At 61.2% G+C, this 17,068-nt stretch carries 15 protein-coding genes; 1 reads left to right on the forward strand and 14 read right to left on the reverse strand.

Features of this window, described 5'->3' with window-relative positions:
* The first annotated feature begins 184 nt into the window (after window positions 1-184).
* On the forward strand, window positions 185-676 hold the full coding sequence (locus ACFFAR_RS07015) for a DciA family protein (protein WP_086382960.1): 492 nt from the start codon (window positions 185-187) through the stop codon (window positions 674-676).
* A 55-nt stretch (window positions 677-731) separates the two neighbouring features.
* On the opposite strand, the gene lpxC is transcribed toward ACFFAR_RS07015, so the two are convergent.
* From lpxC to ACFFAR_RS07085, 14 genes are all read right to left on the reverse strand, one after another.
* Complete coding sequence (lpxC, locus tag ACFFAR_RS07020; protein ID WP_062000325.1) at window positions 732-1,649, reverse strand: UDP-3-O-acyl-N-acetylglucosamine deacetylase; 918 nt, start codon at window positions 1,647-1,649, stop codon at window positions 732-734.
* A 352-nt stretch (window positions 1,650-2,001) separates the two neighbouring features.
* Window positions 2,002-2,505, reverse strand: a complete 504-nt coding sequence (locus tag ACFFAR_RS07025; RefSeq protein WP_075358583.1) for a peroxiredoxin — start codon at window positions 2,503-2,505, stop codon at window positions 2,002-2,004.
* A gap of 266 nt (window positions 2,506-2,771) precedes the next feature.
* Window positions 2,772-3,965, reverse strand: coding sequence for a cell division protein FtsZ (gene ftsZ / locus ACFFAR_RS07030; RefSeq protein ID WP_062000327.1), 1,194 nt, complete (start codon window positions 3,963-3,965; stop codon window positions 2,772-2,774).
* A gap of 96 nt (window positions 3,966-4,061) precedes the next feature.
* Window positions 4,062-5,294 (reverse strand): cell division protein FtsA, encoded by a 1,233-nt coding sequence (gene ftsA / locus ACFFAR_RS07035; protein WP_062000328.1) that lies wholly within the window; start codon window positions 5,292-5,294, stop codon window positions 4,062-4,064.
* A 26-nt stretch (window positions 5,295-5,320) separates the two neighbouring features.
* On the reverse strand, window positions 5,321-6,073 hold the full coding sequence (locus ACFFAR_RS07040) for a cell division protein FtsQ/DivIB (protein WP_062000329.1): 753 nt from the start codon (window positions 6,071-6,073) through the stop codon (window positions 5,321-5,323).
* Between the two features lie 24 nt (window positions 6,074-6,097).
* Entirely contained in the window at window positions 6,098-7,045 is a 948-nt protein-coding gene (locus ACFFAR_RS07045; protein ID WP_375507687.1) for a D-alanine--D-alanine ligase, read from the reverse strand.
* Window positions 7,046-7,053: 8 nt separating this feature from the next.
* Window positions 7,054-8,466, reverse strand: coding sequence for a UDP-N-acetylmuramate--L-alanine ligase (gene murC, locus ACFFAR_RS07050; protein ID WP_375507688.1), 1,413 nt, complete (start codon window positions 8,464-8,466; stop codon window positions 7,054-7,056).
* On the reverse strand, window positions 8,463-9,608 hold the full coding sequence (murG, locus tag ACFFAR_RS07055) for an undecaprenyldiphospho-muramoylpentapeptide beta-N-acetylglucosaminyltransferase (RefSeq protein WP_062000332.1): 1,146 nt from the start codon (window positions 9,606-9,608) through the stop codon (window positions 8,463-8,465). The genes murC and murG overlap by 4 nt, the downstream gene beginning before the upstream one ends.
* Window positions 9,605-10,933 (reverse strand): putative lipid II flippase FtsW, encoded by a 1,329-nt coding sequence (gene ftsW, locus ACFFAR_RS07060; RefSeq protein ID WP_062168024.1) that lies wholly within the window; start codon window positions 10,931-10,933, stop codon window positions 9,605-9,607. The genes murG and ftsW overlap by 4 nt, the downstream gene beginning before the upstream one ends.
* The gene (gene murD / locus ACFFAR_RS07065) at window positions 10,930-12,441 is read right to left on the reverse strand and encodes a UDP-N-acetylmuramoyl-L-alanine--D-glutamate ligase (RefSeq protein ID WP_174364299.1); all 1,512 of its coding nucleotides are present in this window, start codon (window positions 12,439-12,441) and stop codon (window positions 10,930-10,932) included. Before murD ends, ftsW begins: the two co-directional genes overlap by 4 nt.
* Window positions 12,442-12,468: 27 nt before the next feature.
* Entirely contained in the window at window positions 12,469-13,638 is a 1,170-nt protein-coding gene (gene mraY / locus ACFFAR_RS07070) for a phospho-N-acetylmuramoyl-pentapeptide-transferase (RefSeq protein WP_062000335.1), read from the reverse strand.
* Between the two features lie 15 nt (window positions 13,639-13,653).
* Window positions 13,654-15,066: a UDP-N-acetylmuramoyl-tripeptide--D-alanyl-D-alanine ligase gene (murF, locus tag ACFFAR_RS07075; protein ID WP_375507689.1), complete on the reverse strand. Its 1,413-nt coding sequence runs from the start codon at window positions 15,064-15,066 to the stop codon at window positions 13,654-13,656.
* The gene (locus tag ACFFAR_RS07080; protein WP_375507690.1) at window positions 15,063-16,610 is read right to left on the reverse strand and encodes a UDP-N-acetylmuramoyl-L-alanyl-D-glutamate--2,6-diaminopimelate ligase; all 1,548 of its coding nucleotides are present in this window, start codon (window positions 16,608-16,610) and stop codon (window positions 15,063-15,065) included. Before ACFFAR_RS07080 ends, murF begins: the two co-directional genes overlap by 4 nt.
* On the reverse strand, window positions 16,607-17,068 hold a 462-nt coding region (locus tag ACFFAR_RS07085), incomplete at its 5' end, for a penicillin-binding transpeptidase domain-containing protein (protein ID WP_375507691.1). The genes ACFFAR_RS07080 and ACFFAR_RS07085, both read right to left, overlap by 4 nt.

Consider the following 17,068-nt stretch of genomic DNA (forward strand, 5'->3'; position numbering starts at 1 on the left):
TCCATGGGTGAAAACGAATCGGGGATTTTAGCACGCGCCCCCGCTGGAGCCTGTACCGCCATCTTTTGTGATAAAGCAAATGGCGGTTATGTTTGTCCGTGTTGACACGTAAAGCGCGCCGTCATGGCGCACGGCGCGCAGCGTTACAATCTTTGCATCGCCGCCAGCCCCTGCAGACACAAAAATGAGCCGTTTCCCGCCGAATTCAAGGCCGCCGCAACGCTTCGATCCGCGCAAGCCGCAGGCGTTGTCCGACGTCCTGGGCCGCACTAGCGAGTTTCTCGCATTGCGGGCGGGCGTAGAGCAGGTGACGGCGCTCCAGCGCGACCTGATGGCGTTGCTGCCGGATTATCTGGGTGCCAATGTGGAACCGGGGTTCATCAAAGAGGGCGTGCTTTCGCTTTTTGCCGGACACAACGCGCTTGCGGCGCGTCTGCGGCACATCGAACCGCGTCTTCTGGTGGATTTGCAGCAACGCGGCTGGGCCGTGAACGCACTGAAGATACGCGTTCGCCCACAAGCAATGAAAGAAGTGATTCCGCCGAAGCAAGCCCGGATGTCCGCCGCTGGCGCAGATGCGCTGCAAATGCTGGCTGAAACACTCGAGCCATCGCCTCTTCAGGAAGCGCTCGCGAAAATGGCGGCGCGTCATCAGGCGAAAGCACAAAAAAAATGAGCGGCGCCCGAAAGCTGCCGCTCATTCTCATATTATTGCTCTGACTATTTACTGATTACGCGAACGCCGTTTGCGTATCGAAAGCAAAACCGCGCGGCGCCGCTTGCTTGTCTTCAAACGTCACGATCTCATACGAGTCTTCGTGCGCCAGCAATTCACGCAGCAACATATTGTTCATTGCGTGACCGCCTTTATATGCCGCATAAGACGCCAGCAACGGATGACCGACCACATACAGGTCACCAATCGCGTCGAGCATCTTGTGCTTCACGAACTCGTCTTCGTAACGCAAACCATCGTTATTCAGAATTCGATACTCGTCCAGAACAATGGCGTTATCCATGCTGCCGCCACGCGCCAGACCAAGCTCGCGCATCATTTCGACTTCATGTGCAAACCCGAACGTCCGTGCCCGGGCAATATCCCGAACATATGACGTATGGGCGAAATCGACTTCGAGTGCCTGACCGGTCTTATCGACGGCCGGATGGCGGAAATCAATGGTGAACTTCAGTTTGAAGCCGAAATACGGATCGAGACGAGCGAACTTGTCGCCGTCGCGGATTTCAACCGGCTTCGTCACCTTGATGAACTTCTTGGCCGCGTTCTGTTCTTCAATACCCGCCGATTGAATCAGAAACACGAAAGAAGCAGCGCTGCCGTCCATGATCGGAATTTCTTCAGCCGTGACATCGACGTACAAATTGTCGATGCCCAGCCCCGCGCAAGCCGACATCAAATGCTCGATGGTCGAAACACGCGCCCCGTCCTTCTGCAAGACAGAAGCCAGGCGCGTGTCGCCGATAGCCAATGCCGACGCCGGAATATCGACCGGCTCAGGCAGGTCGATACGCGCAAAAACGATCCCGGTGTTCGCCGGTGCGGGCCGAAGCGTCAAATCCACCTTGCGGCCAGAGTGCAGGCCGATCCCGACGGTTTTGACGATGGTTTTGATGGTTCGCTGCTTCAACATGATTTTTTTCGCTTCGATTGTGACTCTCGATTGAGAGAATCAATCGTGAATTTGTATTCAATAGCGCGAAGTATACTCCAATCCCTTCGCGTCGTCCCGAGCGGGAACGTTGCAACTTGTTTCTCCCCGTTACTGCTTTGGCTCGGTACGCGAAAACCAAATTCACGCGAAAGCAAATAGGGTCGGGCCGATACCCGGGACGGAGGCGTTCCCGGACATCGGCGCCGCGTTACGGCTTTGTTGCGACTTTGTCATGCAAGTTCCAGAAGACACGCGATGGCGTCATAGCCTGTTGCGGCAATGCAACAAACGCCGGGCGTCTCGACCGCCAGCACAACATTGTTAAGACACATCAGCCCAACGTCGCGAGGACGCTTTCAGCGCTGCTGACTTCAAACTTGCCGGGTGCTTCGACATTCAGCGTCTTGACCACGCTGTTGTCGACCACCATGGCGTAGCGCTGGGAGCGAATTCCCATGCCACGCTCCGACAGATCCTGATCGAGGCCGAGTGCTCGAGTAAAACGCGCGCTGCCGTCGGCGATCATCTTCACCTTGCCCGAGGTTTGAAGATCGCGTCCCCACGCGCTCATCACGAACGCGTCGTTGACGGAGACACACCAGATTTCATCGATACCCGCCGCGGCCAGTTTCTCCGCATTATCGATAAAACCCGGCACGTGCCTGGCGGAACAGGTGGGCGTGAACGCGCCCGGCAATCCGAAGATCACTACGCGCTTGCCCGCCGTCCGCTCGCGCACCGGGAAACCGTTCGGTCCCACGGCGCAGCCTTCCGTCGCCACGTCGATAAATTCGTAGAGGCGTTCGTCCGGCAGCGTTTCACCTGTCTTGATCATTGATCGGCCTTTCACTGAGTCAGTGCTGAACACGCCAGCGATTCAAACTTTTTCCTTGCGAGAGACGTTCGCCCCACCGCTGCTTGTGTATCGAAACGTATCGATCTCATCCCAATATAGACGATGATGAACGTTATCGAAGCGGTCACGCCGCCACAGTCCAGCATCCATAAGACGCGGCCTGAAAACGAACGCAGGACAACCCATCTCCTGAGACCTTTACCTTTGGGCGCTTACATCAAAGCGACACGCCCCGGCAGAAGGCATCAGTCGGCTTGCTTGCGCAAAAACGCCGGAATGTCATACGTATCCACACCCTTTTCCTGCAGCGCCTGCACGTGCGAAGCCGCGGTTTCACGCGTCTGACGCCATACAGCCGGTGCTTCCAGCGCGCCGTAATCCGTACCGTTCGACTGCTGCGGCGCGTAGCTGTGCTGTGCGTGCGCAATCGGCGAGTTGTCCGTGCCGGTGCGCAGCAGGGTCATCGGTGCAGCTTGTTGTTTCTTCGCAGCGCGGCCAAGGCCCGTTGCCACGACCGTCACGCGCAACGCATCGCCCATGGCGTCGTCGTACACCGCGCCGAAGATCACGGTCGCGTCTTCTGCTGCGTACGACTTGATCGTGTTCATCACTTCACGCGTTTCCGACAAACGCAGCGAACGGCTCGACGTGATGTTCACCAGCACGCCACGTGCGCCCGACAGATCCACACCTTCCAGCAGCGGGCTTGCGACCGCCTGTTCTGCCGCCAGACGCGCGCGATCGACGCCGGCAACCGTCGCCGTGCCCATCATCGCCTTGCCTTGCTCGCCCATCACCGTCTTCACGTCTTCGAAGTCGACGTTGACCAGCCCGTCGACGTTGATGATTTCCGCGATACCGGCAACAGCGTTGTTCAATACGTCGTCAGCGCACTGGAAGCACTTGTCCATCTCGGCGTCGTCGCCCATCACCTCGAACAGCTTGTCGTTCAGAACGACGATCAGCGAGTCGACGTGATCCTCCAGTTGCTGCGATCCAGCTTCAGCCACGCGCATGCGGCGGCCACCTTCAAATTCGAACGGCTTGCTGACTACACCAACGGTGAGAATGCCCATTTCCTTCGCGATCTGTGCCACGACCGGTGCTGCACCCGTACCCGTGCCGCCACCCATGCCTGCGGTGATGAACACCATGTGCGCGCCGCGCAGTGCATCGGCGATACGCTCGCGCGCATCTTCCGCTGCGGCACGGCCCATGTCCGGCTTGGCGCCTGCGCCGAGACCCGTGTTGCCCAACTGGATCACCGACGAAGCACGCGAACGTGCAAGCGCCTGCGCATCCGTATTCATGACGATGAAATCCACGCCCTGCACGCCGCGGTTGATCATGTGCTGTACTGCATTACCGCCTGCGCCACCAACACCGACGACCTTGATGATCGTTCCGTTGGTTTCCGTTTCCAGCATTTCGAAATCCATATTGCCTCCGTCAAGAATGAAAATCGGCGTTATTCGGCAAGAGATCGGGCAACCTCTTGTCGCGCGCCAGCCGCCGGCACCAGCGCGAATTTGTATTTAAAAATTCCCAAGGAACCAGTCTTTCATGCGTCCAAAAACCTGTCCCATCGATCCTGATTGCACCGCGACCTTGCGCCCGCGCATGCGTTGCGAACGACCTTCGACGAGCAAACCCATCGCCGTGGAATAACGCGGGTTGCGAACCACGTCCGCCAGGCCGCCCGCGTATTCGGGCACGCCGATGCGCACCGGCTTCAGGAAGATGTCTTCGCCGAGTTCGACCATGCCGGGCATCATCGATGCGCCGCCGGTCAGCACCACGCCGCTGCTGAGCAATTCTTCGTAACCCGACTCGCGCACCACTTGCTGCACGAGCGAGAACAGTTCTTCCACGCGCGGTTCGACAACCGCTGCAAGTGCCTGACGCGACAACGTGCGCGGACCGCGCTCGCCGAGTCCCGGCACTTCGATCATTTCGTCCGGATCGGCGAGCGCCTGCTTCGCGATGCCGTAGCTCACCTTGATGTCTTCGGCGTCGGGCGTCGGCGTGCGCAGGGCCATGGCGACATCGCTCGTGATCTGGTCGCCGGCAATAGGAATCACCGCCGTATGACGAATCGCGCCTTCGCTGAAAATGGCGATGTCCGTCGTGCCGCCGCCGATATCGACGAGCACAACGCCAAGTTCCTTTTCGTCTTCCGTCAGCACCGCCAGCGACGAAGCCAGCGGCTGCAGGATCAGGTCGTTCACTTCGAGCCCGCAGCGGCGCACGCATTTCACGATGTTCTGCGCCGCGCTCACCGCGCCCGTCACGATGTGCACCTTCACTTCCAGCCGGATGCCGCTCATGCCGATCGGCTCGCGCACGTCTTCCTGGCCGTCGATGATGAATTCCTGCGTGAGGATATGCAGCACCTGCTGGTCGGTCGGGATGTTGATCGCCTTGGCCGTTTCGATCACGCGCGCCACATCGGTCTGCGTGACTTCCTTGTCCTTGATCGCGACCATGCCGCTCGAATTGAAGCTGCGAATGTGGCTTCCGGCAATGCCGGTGAACACATTCGTGATCTTGCAATCGGCCATCAATTCGGCTTCTTCGAGCGCGCGCTGGATCGACTGGACGGTGGCTTCGATATTCACCACCACGCCCTTCTTCAATCCCTTCGAGTCGCTCTGTCCGAGCCCGATCACCTCGTAGTGGCCTTCGCCCTTCAACTCGGCGACGATCGCCACCACCTTCGACGTCCCGATGTCGAGGGCGACCAGCAAGTCTTTGTAGTCTTTGCTCATAGCGTGCTCATTGCCTGTGATGTCCCTTACTTCTTCGCTTTGTCGGTGTCGCTGATGAAACGCATGCCGGCGGCCTTGATTGCGAAGCCGTTCGGATAGCGCAAATCCGCGTACTCGATGTCATTTCCCCACCGCCCCGTCACCGACGTCCACGCAGCTACAAATCGTTTGCTGCGATCGAACAACGTGTCCTGATTGCGCTCGCGCCCCAGTTCGATCTGCGTACCGTTTGAAAGCTTCAATGTCCACGCGTATCGCGGCGACAAGATGACTTCTTCCGGATGCGCGTCGAGCGGCGCAAACCACTTCGTGAAATCGTGATACCGCGCGACCACTTCTTTCGCCGATCCATCCGGCCCTTCGAACGCAGGCAAGTCGTCGTCGAGTTCGCCCTGGTTCGCCGTGAACAGATCACCGTCCACGCTCACCAGTTGATCCGTGCCCCACGTGCCGAGCGGCTTGAATTCTTCCAGCGTCACCGCCAGCGCATTCGGCCATACACGACGTACGCTCGCGTGACGCACCCACGGCATTTGTTCGAACGCGGCGCGCGCTGCGTCCAGATCAACGGTGAAGAAGTTGCCCTTCAAATGCCCCACCACGCTTGCGCGTACGGTCGGCGAATTGATGTGCAGCGTGTCGCCATCGATCTGGATTTCGCGCAGGCGAAACTCCGGCCGCTGGATCGCCCAGTAACCGGCGGCCCCGAGCAGCACGAACACGAGCAATACGTGCAGTGCGTTGGCCGTGAGGTTCATCTGGCGAGCGTTATTCCACATGTTCTATACGTTCCAAACCCGGTCTCAATCCTGCAATGTCAGCGACAACACCTTCACCACCAGTTCCATGTAGCTGATCCCGACTGCCCGCGCCGCTTTCGGCGGCAGCGAGTGATCGGTCATGCCCGGCGCCGTGTTCACTTCCAGGAAATACGGATTGCCGTCACCGTCCATCATGAAATCGGCACGGCCCCAGTCCGTGCAGCCGAGCACATCGAACGCGCGGCGCGAAAGCTGTTTCATGCGCGCTTCGTCGGCGGGCGTCAGGCCGCAGGGAATCGGGTACTGCGTGTCGTCCGCGATGTACTTCGCGTTGTAGTCGTAGAACTCACCGGCCGGCACGATCTTGATGATCGGCAAGTCCAGGTCGCCCGCGATACAGCACGTGTATTCGCCACCGCCTTCAATGCTTTTCTCGACGAGCACGATCTTGTCGAACTTCGCCGCTTCGATCAGCGCCGGCACCAGCGTTTCCGCGCTCTTCACCTTGATCACGGCAACGCTCGAACCTTCGCTCGCCGGCTTCACGAACAGCGGCAAGCCAAGCTTCGCAATGCTCCTCTGCGCTGCATCTTCGTAGTCATCGCCGCGCAGCACGACTTCGAACGGCGGCGTGGGCACGCCCGTTTGTTGCCACACGAGCTTGGTGCGGAATTTATCGAGACCGAGCGCCGAACCCAGCACGCCGCTGCCCGTGTACTTGATGCCGTAGAAATCGAGCGCGCCCTGCAACTGGCCGTTCTCGCCATAGCCGCCATGCAACGCGATAAACACGCGCGCAAAGCCTTCCGACTTCAAGTCGGCGAGCGGCCGCTCAGCGGGGTCGAACGGGTGTGCGTCGATACCTGCATCGCGCAGTCCCTGCAGCACGAGACGCCCCGAATTCAGCGATACCTCGCGCTCGGCCGTTTCCCCGCCAAGCAGCACGGCGACTTTGCCGAACACCTTCGGGTCGATTGCGGATGTGCTCACGTTACTTGTCATTTCAAAACCTTCGAATCCTGAACTTGCGCTGTCAGCCGGCCACATACGCCGCCAATAGAACCCGCGCCCATCGTTATCACTACGTCGCCGCTGCGTGCCAGCGTGGCGATCGCGTCAGGCATCTCATCCACTGTTTCCACGAATACCGGTTCCACTTTTCCCGCCACGCGAATTGCACGAGCGAGCGCGCGGCCATCGGCGGCGACGATTGGCGCTTCGCCTGCTGCATACACTTCGGTGAGCACGAGGGCATCGACGGTCGACAACACGCGCACGAAATCCTCGAAGCAATCGCGCGTGCGCGTGAACCGGTGCGGCTGGAATGCGAGCACGAGACGCCGGTCAGGAAACGCGCCGCGCGCGGCTGCAACCGTCGCGGCCATCTCGACCGGGTGATGACCGTAGTCATCGATCAGCGTGTAGGCGCCGCCTTCCGCCGACTTCACGTTCACTTCGCCGTAACGCTGGAAGCGGCGGCCCACGCCTGTAAATTCCTGCAATGCCCTCTGGATATCGGCATCGGCGACTTCAAGTTCAGTCGCAATTGCAATGGCGGCCAACGCGTTCTGCACGTTGTGCGTGCCCGGCAGGTTCAACACGATGTCGAGCGGCTTCGCGTCTTCGCGCAGCGTCGTGAAATGCATCTTGCCGTCGCGCGCCTCCACGTTCACCGCGCGCACTTGCGCTTCGGCACCGAGGCCGTAGCGGATGATCGGCTTCGAGACGAACGGCAGGATTTCACGCACGTTCGGATCATCCACGCACAGCACGGCAATCCCATAGAACGGCAGCCGGTGCGTGAACTCGATGAACGCCTGCTTGAGCCGCGCGAAGTCGTGGCCGTACGTGTCCATGTGATCGGCATCGATGTTCGTGATGACTTCGATCACCGGGAAAAGATTGAGGAACGACGCGTCCGATTCATCGGCTTCAGCCACGATGAAATCGCCCGTCCCCAGTCGCGCATTCGCACCGGCGCTGATCAGGCGGCCGCCGATCACGAACGTGGGATCGAGGCCGCCCGCTGCCAGCACGCTTGCAACCAGCGAGGTGGTCGTGGTCTTGCCGTGCGTGCCGGCAATCGCGATGCCCTGCTTGAGCCGCATCAGCTCCGCGAGCATCACGGCGCGCGGCACGATAGGGATCCGGCGATGACGTGCGGCCAGCACTTCGGGGTTATCGGAGCGAACAGCGGTCGAGACGACCACGGCGTTCGCGCCATCGATATTCTCTTCACGATGCCCGATCGCCACGCGCGCACCCAGCGTGGTCAAACGATCGGTCACGCCATTGCTCGCCAGGTCCGAGCCGCTGACCTGGTAACCGAGGTTGAGCAGCACCTCGGCAATGCCGCTCATCCCCGCGCCGCCGATGCCGACGAAGTGAATGTGTTTGACGATATGTTTCATGGCTGGATTTCCTTCGGCGCTTGTATCAGCGCGCTCAAGCCGGCTACATCGGCGCAGACCCGGCCGACACGTTCAGTTGCGTCGGGTTTCGCCAGGGCGCGCGCTTTCACCGCCATCTGGCTGAGCGTCTCGCGGGTCTGATCGCGCAACCAGCCGGCAAGCTTTTCCGCCGACAAATCGCGCTGTTGTATCAAGTGAGCCGCACCCTCGTTGGCGAGGAACGCGGCATTGGTTGTCTGGTGGTCGTCGACGGCAAAGGGAAACGGCACGAACAACGCCGCCACGCCCACGGCCGCGATTTCGGAAACGGTCATCGCGCCCGAGCGGCAGATCACGAGATCGGCCGCAGCGTACGCGCTTGCCATATCGTCGATGAACGGTACGAGCTGCACGTCTTCATCCGATGTCAGGCCTGCTGCCGCGTAGTTCGCCTTCAATGCTTCGATATGCTTCGCGCCCGCCTGATGCACGACATGCGGACGCGCTGCCGGATCGAGCAACGCAAGCGCTTTCGGTACGGTTTCATTCAAAGCGGCTGCACCCAGACTGCCCCCGACGACCAGAACATTGAGACGCGCGTCAGGCTTCACATTCCGCGCGGCGTAGCGTTCTTTGGGTGACAGAGTCTCAGCAAGTTCCGCACGAATTGGATTTCCGGTCCATTCGGCATTCGGCAGCGCGTTCGGGAACGCGACAAGAACCCGCTTGGCGATGTGCGCGAGCACCTTGTTCGCCAGTCCTGCGATGGAATTCTGTTCGTGCAGCACGAGCGGCGTGCCGCTCAGCTTCGACATCAAACCAGCCGGGAACGTGATGTATCCGCCCATGCCGAGCACGACATCAGGCTTCACCGAACGCAGCGCGCGCAGGCTTTGCGAACACGCGCGCAGCAGGTTCACCGGCAACATCAGCTTCGTCTTGAGACCCTTGCCGCGCACACCGCCAAAGCGCACGTATTCCATCGCGATGCCGTGCTTCGGCACGAGCGTCGCTTCCATGCCCGCCGCATTGCCGAGCCACACCACACGCCAGCCGCGCGCCTGCATCCAGTGAGCGACCGCGAGCCCCGGGAACACATGTCCCCCGGTGCCGCCGGCCATCACCATCAGCGTGCCTGTGCGTTGTGATGCAGGTCTTGTCATACCTTGCCCCCACGCATCAGGACGCGGTTTTCGTAGTCCACGCGCATCAGCACGGCAAGTGCGACACAGTTCAGCAAGATGCCCGAACCGCCGTAACTCACGAGCGGTAACGTCAGACCTTTGGTCGGCAGAAGCCCGAGATTCACGCCCATGTTGATGAACGTCTGCGCACCGAACCACAAGCCGATGCCCTTCGCCATCAAACCGGCAAACGTGCGGTCGAGCGCGAGCGCCTGACGGCCGATTTCGAATGCGCGACGCACGATCCAGTAGAACAGCAGGATCACGACGATCACGCCGACGAATCCGAGCTCCTCGCCGATTACCGCCAGGATGAAGTCGGTATGCGCTTCAGGAAGATAGTTGAGCTTCTCGACGCTGCCGCCAAGCCCTACGCCGAACCATTCGCCACGGCCGAATGCGATCAGCGAGTGCGTCAACTGATAGGCCTTGCCTTGGGCATAGCGGTCATCCCACGGATCGAGGTAAGCGAAGATCCGCTCACGGCGCCATGGCGATGCCCAGACCAGCAGCGCAAACGTGCCGACCGCCGTAGCGACCAGTCCGCCGAACAGCTTGGCGTTCACGCCGCCGAGGAACAGCACGCCCATCGCGATACACGCGATCACCATGAACGCGCCCATGTCCGGTTCGAGCAGCAGCAACGCGCCGACGAAGCCGACGGCGACTGCCATCGGCAAGAAGCCGCGGCCGATGCTGTGCATGAACTCTTGCTTGCGCACGGTGTAGTTCGCCGCATAGATGGTCACGGCGAGCTTCATGATTTCCGATGGCTGCATGTTCGTGATGCCAAGCGGAATCCAGCGGCGCGCGCCGTTCACGCCCTTGCCGATGTGCGGAATCAGCACGATCACCAGCATGAACAGCGAAATCAGGAAGAACTTTCCGGCGTATTTGTCCCACGTCGAGACCGGAATCTTGAACGCGATGATCGACGCGACCACGGCGGTCGCTATCGATATGAGATGGCGCACCAGGAAGAAGTAGTCGCGGTACTGCGCGTACTTCGGCGAATCCGGCATGGCGATGGACGCCGAATACACCATGACAATGCCAAGCCCCAGCAACGCGATGGTCACCCACAGCAGCGAGTAATCGTAGTCGAGCATGCGCGAACGGGCCGGCTTCACGCCATTGACCGCGCTCGAGATGCCGCTCGCGCGTTCGGCCACGCGTGCACCGAGACCACCGAGCGAGCCCACGCCTGCCACGCGCGATGAACGCCCGCCAAGCGAGGCGCTGTCGTTCGCGACGGCGTTGCGTTGTCCTGTCAGCTTCGAGCCAAAACGTTCGGACCAGCTCATAGCATTACCCCCCGGTCTGCAGCAATATCAGCCACCGCTTGCCGGAAAACATCCGCGCGATGTGCATAGTTCTTGAACATGTCGAAGCTTGCGCACGCCGGCGACAACAACACGGCGTCGCCGGGCTGGGCCAGTTGCGCCGCCGCTTGCGTCGCGGCTTCGAGCGTTTCGTGGTCGTGCAATGGCACGGCCGTGTTTGCCAGCGCTTCACGAAGACGCGGTGCATCGCGGCCGATCAGCATCACTGCGCGGCACCAGCGTTCCACCGGCGCTTCGAGCGGCGAAAAGTCCTGGCCTTTGCCATCGCCACCGGCAATCAGCACGGACTTCTGCGCGAGACCATCCAGTGCAGCGACGGTTGCGCCGACGTTCGTGCCTTTGCTGTCATCGACGAAATCGATGCCGTCGATCTGCCCGATCACTTCCACGCGATGCGGCTCGCCCTTGTATTCACGCAAGCCATGCAGCAATGAAGCCAAGGGCAAATCCACCGCACGCGCGAGCGCCAGGGCAGCCAGCGCATTCGCCGCGTTGTGCAGGCCGCGAACACGCAACGCATCCACCGGCATCAGGCGCTTCGAATACACGTTCGGCTCGGCCGCGACATCGCTTTTACGGCGACGCGCGGGCGCGGGTTCATCGCTGAGATCACGGTCGTGACCTTGCGCAAGCCACGCAATGCCGTTCTCGCGCAGCAACCCGAAGTCGCCGAGACGCGCAGGTTCGTCAAGCCCGAACGTCACGACCTTCGCTGCATTTCCCGAAGCAAGCTTCATGGTCCGCGCGTCGTCACGATTCAGCACGCGCACGGTCTTCTCACCGAAGATGCGGCCTTTCGCGGCGGCGTACGCATCGAGCCCGCCGTGCCAGTCCAGATGGTCTTGCGTGATATTCAGCACGGCAGCAGCGTCCGGCGCGAACGAGTGTGCCGTCTCAAGCTGAAAACTCGACAGCTCCAGCACCCAGACATCGGGCAGCGCGGTGTTGTCGATTGCTTCGCTGAGCTTGTCCAGCATGGCCGGGCTGATGTTTCCCGCCACCGCCACGGTCTTGCCGGCACGCTCGCACAACAACCCGGTCATGGCGGTCGTCGTGGTCTTGCCGTTGGTGCCCGTAATGGCAATCACCTTCGGCGTGTAGCCGTTCGCGCCAAGCGACTTCAACGCTTGCGCGAACAATTCCAGCTCGCCCCACACAGGGACGCCGCGTTCCCGCGCGGCGTCGAGGAGCGGCCTCAAATCATCAGCCAGAGGCGACAGTCCCGGGCTGATTGCAACAATCTCGATCCCGCCATCGAGCAGCGCCGGCGTGAATTCACCGCCGACGAAATCTGCATCGATGCCGTGCACTGCGAGTTCCGACAGATTCGGCGGCGTGGCGCGGGTATCGGCCACGCGCAGACGGCACCCGTGACGCGCGCACCAGCGCGTCATCGCGAGGCCGGATTCACCGAGCCCCAGCACAAGCACCATCGGACTCTGCCGATCGGAGAACTTCTCGCCAAACATCGCTTTACCTTTTCCTGGCCAACAAGATCAACGCAGCTTCAGCGTCGACAAACCAAACAGACACAACATCAGCGTGATGATCCAGAAGCGCACGACCACCTGCGTTTCCTTCCATCCCGACAACTCGAAATGGTGATGCAGCGGCGCCATCTTGAAGATGCGCCGCCCTTCGCCGAAGCGTTTTTTGGTGTACTTGAAGTAGGTCACCTGCATCATCACGGAAACCGTTTCCGCGACGAACACGCCGCCCATGATGAACAGCACGACTTCCTGCCGCACGATCACGGCGATGGTGCCAAGCGCGCCGCCAAGCGCGAGCGCGCCGACATCGCCCATGAAGACCTGCGCGGGGTGCGTGTTGTACCAGAGAAACGCGAGTCCGGCGCCGCCCATCGCGGAACAGAAGATCAGCAATTCGCCGGCACCCGGAATGTGGGGGAACAACAAGTATTTCGAGTACACCGAGCTGCCCATCACATAGGCAAACGCGCCGAGCGATGCACCGACCAGCACCACCGGCATGATCACGAGACCATCGAGGCCATCGGTGAGATTCACAGCGTTGCTCGAACCGACGATCACGAGATACGTCATCGCGATAAAGCCCCACGTGCCCAGCGGATAGCTGATCGATTTGAGGAACGGCAGCATCAGGTCGGCGCGCGCAGGCAAGCCCATCGACAAACCGCTTCGCACCCACGCCATGAACAGGTCGAACACACGAGCGTTGTTCGCCTCGGACACGCTGAACGCGAGATACACGGCGGCAAACAGGCCGATCGCCGATTGCCAGAAATACTTTTCGCGCGACGACATGCCGCGCGGGTCCTTGTGCACGACTTTGCGGTAGTCATCGACCCAGCCGATCACGCCGTAACCGAACGTGACGAGCATCACGATCCAGACGAATCGATTGGCAAGATCGGCCCACAGCAACGTGGAAAACGCGATGCCCAGCAGGATCAGCACGCCACCCATGGTCGGCGTGCCGGACTTGACCAAATGCGATTGCGGACCGTTCGTCCGCACGGCCTGACCGACTTTCAACTGCGTCAATTTGCGGATCACCCACGGGCCGCAAACGAGACCGACGAACAACGCCGTGATCGTCGCGCCAACTGCGCGGAACGTGAGGTAGGTAAACACGCGCAGAAAACTGGCGTCATTCTGAAGCCATTGCGCGAGTGCGAGTAGCATGCTGGACCTTCTTCTTCAGTGCGCGGCAGGCGTAACGCCCGCTGCGGGTTGGTGTGGACTCGTCACGGCGTCCACCACGCGCTCCATCTGCATGAAGCGCGAGCCTTTCACGAGAAACGTGGCGCCGGGTCCGAAGCCCGCGCCGGTGAGTGCTGCAATGAGTGAGGAGATATCAGTGAAATGCTGTCCTGCCGGGCCGAAGGATTTCGCGGCGTCGATGCTTGCATCGCCGAGTGCGAAGAGCGTGTCAATTCCCTGTTGCGCCGCATACGCACCCACTTCGCGATGAAACGCCGGGCCCTGATCGCCGACTTCGCCCATGTCGCCCATTACGAGCACACGCGGCGAAGCTTGCGACGCCAGCACGTCGATGGCCGCGCGCATGGAATCGGGATTCGAGTTGTACGTATCGTCGATAACCGTTGCGCCTTCGATCGGCCTCACCGCCGCGCGCTTCACTTGCAGACGGCCCTTCACGGGCTCGAAGGCTTCGAGTCCGCGCTTGATGGCATCGAGTGACACGTTCGCGGCGAGCGCGGCTGCCGTTGCCGCCAGCGCGTTGCGTGCGTTGTGATCGCCGAGGACTTGCAATGCGACTTCGGTTGCGCCCTCCGGCGTCGTGATGTGCAACGTCGCGCCAACCAGCTTGCCGGTCACCGCTGCAGGGGGTTGCGAAGCGTCCGTATGCAACGCGAAATCAAGAACGGGGTTGCCCGTCGCGGCGACGCGCCAGATGCTCGCGTACTTGTCGTCGGCGGGAAACACGGCCGTTCCATTCGATGCCAGCGCATGAATCACCGACGCATGTTCCAGCGCGACCGCTTCGACCGTCGCCATGAATTCCTGGTGCTCGCGCTGCGCGTTGTTCACGACAGCGACCGTCGGCGCGGCGATCTTGCCGAGCGTTTCAGTTTCGCCCGGATGATTCATGCCGAGTTCGATCACGGCAAGCTTGTGCGATTCGTTCAGACGGAACAGCGTCAAAGGCAAGCCGATGTCGTTGTTGAAATTTCCCGCCGTCGCGAGCCGTGCACTTTCACCAACGGCGGCAGCAAAGATCGACGAGATCATTTCCTTGACCGTAGTCTTGCCGTTACTGCCGGTCACCGCAATCAGCGGAATCGCAAAGCGCTTGCGCCAGCCGTGCGCCAGCGCACCGAGCGCAATGCGCGTGTCCTTTACCTTGATGGCTGGCGTTGCAAAGTCATCAGGCAGACGCGAAGCGAGCACGGCGGTAGCGCCGCGTTGCGCGACTTGCGGCAGAAAATTGTGGGCATCGAAACGATCGCCCTTGATCGCGATAAACAGATCGCCCGGACCGGCCGTGCGGCTGTCTGTCGACACACGATCGAACGCAATGTTTTCGTCGCCTGAAACAGTAGCGCCGGGAATTTCCAGCGCTGCATCGCGCAAAGTAAATAACGTCATTCACCACCTCCGCGCGCTTGCGTGGCGCGAGCGGCGAGAGCCAGGCGCGCATGATCCTGATCGGAAAACGCGCGCTTCTTGCCCATGATTTCCTGCGTGGCTTCGTGGCCTTTTCCGGCCAGCACGACCACGTCCTCGCGAGCCGCCGTGCGGATCGCCTGAAGAATCGCGCTCGCGCGGTCCTCGATGCGACGCGCTTTGGCCGCATCCTGAAAGCCTGCCGCGATTTGACCGATGATCGCAAGCGGATCTTCGCTGCGCGGGTTATCGCTCGTGATCACCACATGATCCGAATTCTTCTCCGCGATGGCGCCCATCAGCGGACGCTTGGTTGCATCGCGATCGCCGCCGCAGCCGAACATGCAGATCAACTGACCGCCGCGCGTTTCTGCAATCGGCCGCAGCGCCAAGAGCGTTTTCTCCAGCGCATCCGGCGTATGCGCATAGTCGATCACGACGAGCGGCTCGTCGTTCTGCAACCGGCCGCCGAGACGCTGCATGCGGCCGTTCACCGGTTCGAGCTTCGCGATCTGTGCGAGCGCGGCGTCGAGCGGAACGTGCGCGGCCAGCAACGCGCCGAGCACGCCGAGCAGATTGCTCACGTTGAACTCGCCGAGCGTTGCAACTTCCACGTCGGCGGCACCCCAGTCGGACTCCAGGTGAAACGCCGTGCCCGTTGCGGTTGCACGCACGGCGCTCGCGACCAGCGATGCATCGGCTTTTACATTCGTCACGTCCGACGCGCCCTCGATGCCTTCGATGCCATAAGCAATCGTTCGCGTGCGGCCGTGACAGGCAGCGATCAGGCGTTGACCGGCGGCATCGTCACGATTGATGACGGCAGCCTTCAACGCAGGCCACGCAAACAGCTTCGCCTTGGCACCTTCATACGCGGCGAATGTGCCGTGATAGTCGAGGTGATCCTGCGTGAGATTCGTGAAGATCGCGATGTCGAACTTCGTGCCGTTCGCACGCCCCTGATGCAACGCATGCGACGACACTTCCATGGCGACGCCTTTCGCGCCTTCCGTCTTGAACTGCGCAAACGTGCGTTGCAATTGCGGCGCGTCGGGCGTCGTGAAACCTGAATGCACGAGCTTGCCCGGCATGCCGCTGCCAAGCGTGCCGATCACGGCGGTCGGCGTACCCAGCGCGGAGAGCGCCGTTGCAAGCCACTGGCTGCACGACGTCTTGCCGTTCGTTCCGGTCACACCCACGACCAGCATGGATTCGGTCGGCTCGCCATACCACGCCGATGCTATCGGCCCGGCCACTTCGTTCAACGCCTTCACGGCAAACGAACGCGACGCATCCGGCTTGCCCGGGAAGTTTTCCGGCTGATACAACACGGCGGCCGCGCCTTGCTTGAAAGCGGCATCGATATGCGGACGGCTGTCGGCACCGTCAACGGCGTAGGCAAAAAACACATCGCCCGGTTTGAGCGAACGCGAATCGGCATGCAGTTGCGCACCGGCATCGGCATGCGAGCGCAACCACGCCACCGCTTTCGCGATCTGCGCCTGTTGCTTGATCAAGTCGCTCATCGAACGACTCCCGGATGCGTTTTCGTATTCGCCGATACTTTCAGCTTCTTCGGCGGATTCGTGGTCGTCGCGTTCGGCTTCTTGATGTCGGTTGCCGGCGTGCCGGAAGCGGGATCGTCGGAGACGACCATCTGCTTCACGGCCATGTCAGGCGGAACGTTCAGCGAACGCAGGGTATCGCCGACGATTGCCGAGAACACCGGCCCCGAAACCTGACCGCCGAAGTGGCTGCCGGCCGTGGGTTCATCGACAGAAACCGCCACCACGATGCGCGGATTCGGCATCGGGCCCATGCCCACGAACGACGCGCGGTACTTGGATTTGTCGTAGCCGCGGCCCGCGTGCTTGTACGCCGTACCCGACTTCCCGCCAACGCGGTAACCCGGCACGGCCGCATCCGGCGACGTGCCGCCCTTCGCCGTCACGGTTTCGAGCATGGCGCGCACTTCACGCGCGGT

It is taken from the genome of uncultured Caballeronia sp. (assembly GCF_964243625.1).
Taxonomy (GTDB): domain Bacteria; phylum Pseudomonadota; class Gammaproteobacteria; order Burkholderiales; family Burkholderiaceae; genus Caballeronia.

What these genes read in the sequence shown, in the direction of transcription:
- lpxC (WP_062000325.1), bottom strand. Translation starts at nt 1,649, where the DNA reads ATGTTGAAGCAGCGAACCATCAAAACCATCGTCAAAACCGTCGGGATC.
- murD (WP_174364299.1), bottom strand. Translation starts at nt 12,441, where the DNA reads ATGTTTGGCGAGAAGTTCTCCGATCGGCAGAGTCCGATGGTGCTTGTG.
- ACFFAR_RS07040 (WP_062000329.1), bottom strand. Translation starts at nt 6,073, where the DNA reads ATGTGGAATAACGCTCGCCAGATGAACCTCACGGCCAACGCACTGCAC.
- ACFFAR_RS07025 (WP_075358583.1), bottom strand. Translation starts at nt 2,505, where the DNA reads ATGATCAAGACAGGTGAAACGCTGCCGGACGAACGCCTCTACGAATTT.
- mraY (WP_062000335.1), bottom strand. Translation starts at nt 13,638, where the DNA reads ATGCTACTCGCACTCGCGCAATGGCTTCAGAATGACGCCAGTTTTCTG.
- ftsZ (WP_062000327.1), bottom strand. Translation starts at nt 3,965, where the DNA reads ATGGATTTCGAAATGCTGGAAACGGAAACCAACGGAACGATCATCAAG.
- ftsW (WP_062168024.1), bottom strand. Translation starts at nt 10,933, where the DNA reads ATGAGCTGGTCCGAACGTTTTGGCTCGAAGCTGACAGGACAACGCAAC.
- ftsA (WP_062000328.1), bottom strand. Translation starts at nt 5,294, where the DNA reads ATGAGCAAAGACTACAAAGACTTGCTGGTCGCCCTCGACATCGGGACG.
- ACFFAR_RS07080 (WP_375507690.1), bottom strand. Translation starts at nt 16,610, where the DNA reads ATGAGCGACTTGATCAAGCAACAGGCGCAGATCGCGAAAGCGGTGGCG.
- murG (WP_062000332.1), bottom strand. Translation starts at nt 9,608, where the DNA reads ATGACAAGACCTGCATCACAACGCACAGGCACGCTGATGGTGATGGCC.
- ACFFAR_RS07015 (WP_086382960.1), top strand. Translation starts at nt 185, where the DNA reads ATGAGCCGTTTCCCGCCGAATTCAAGGCCGCCGCAACGCTTCGATCCG.
- murF (WP_375507689.1), bottom strand. Translation starts at nt 15,066, where the DNA reads ATGACGTTATTTACTTTGCGCGATGCAGCGCTGGAAATTCCCGGCGCT.
- murC (WP_375507688.1), bottom strand. Translation starts at nt 8,466, where the DNA reads ATGAAACATATCGTCAAACACATTCACTTCGTCGGCATCGGCGGCGCG.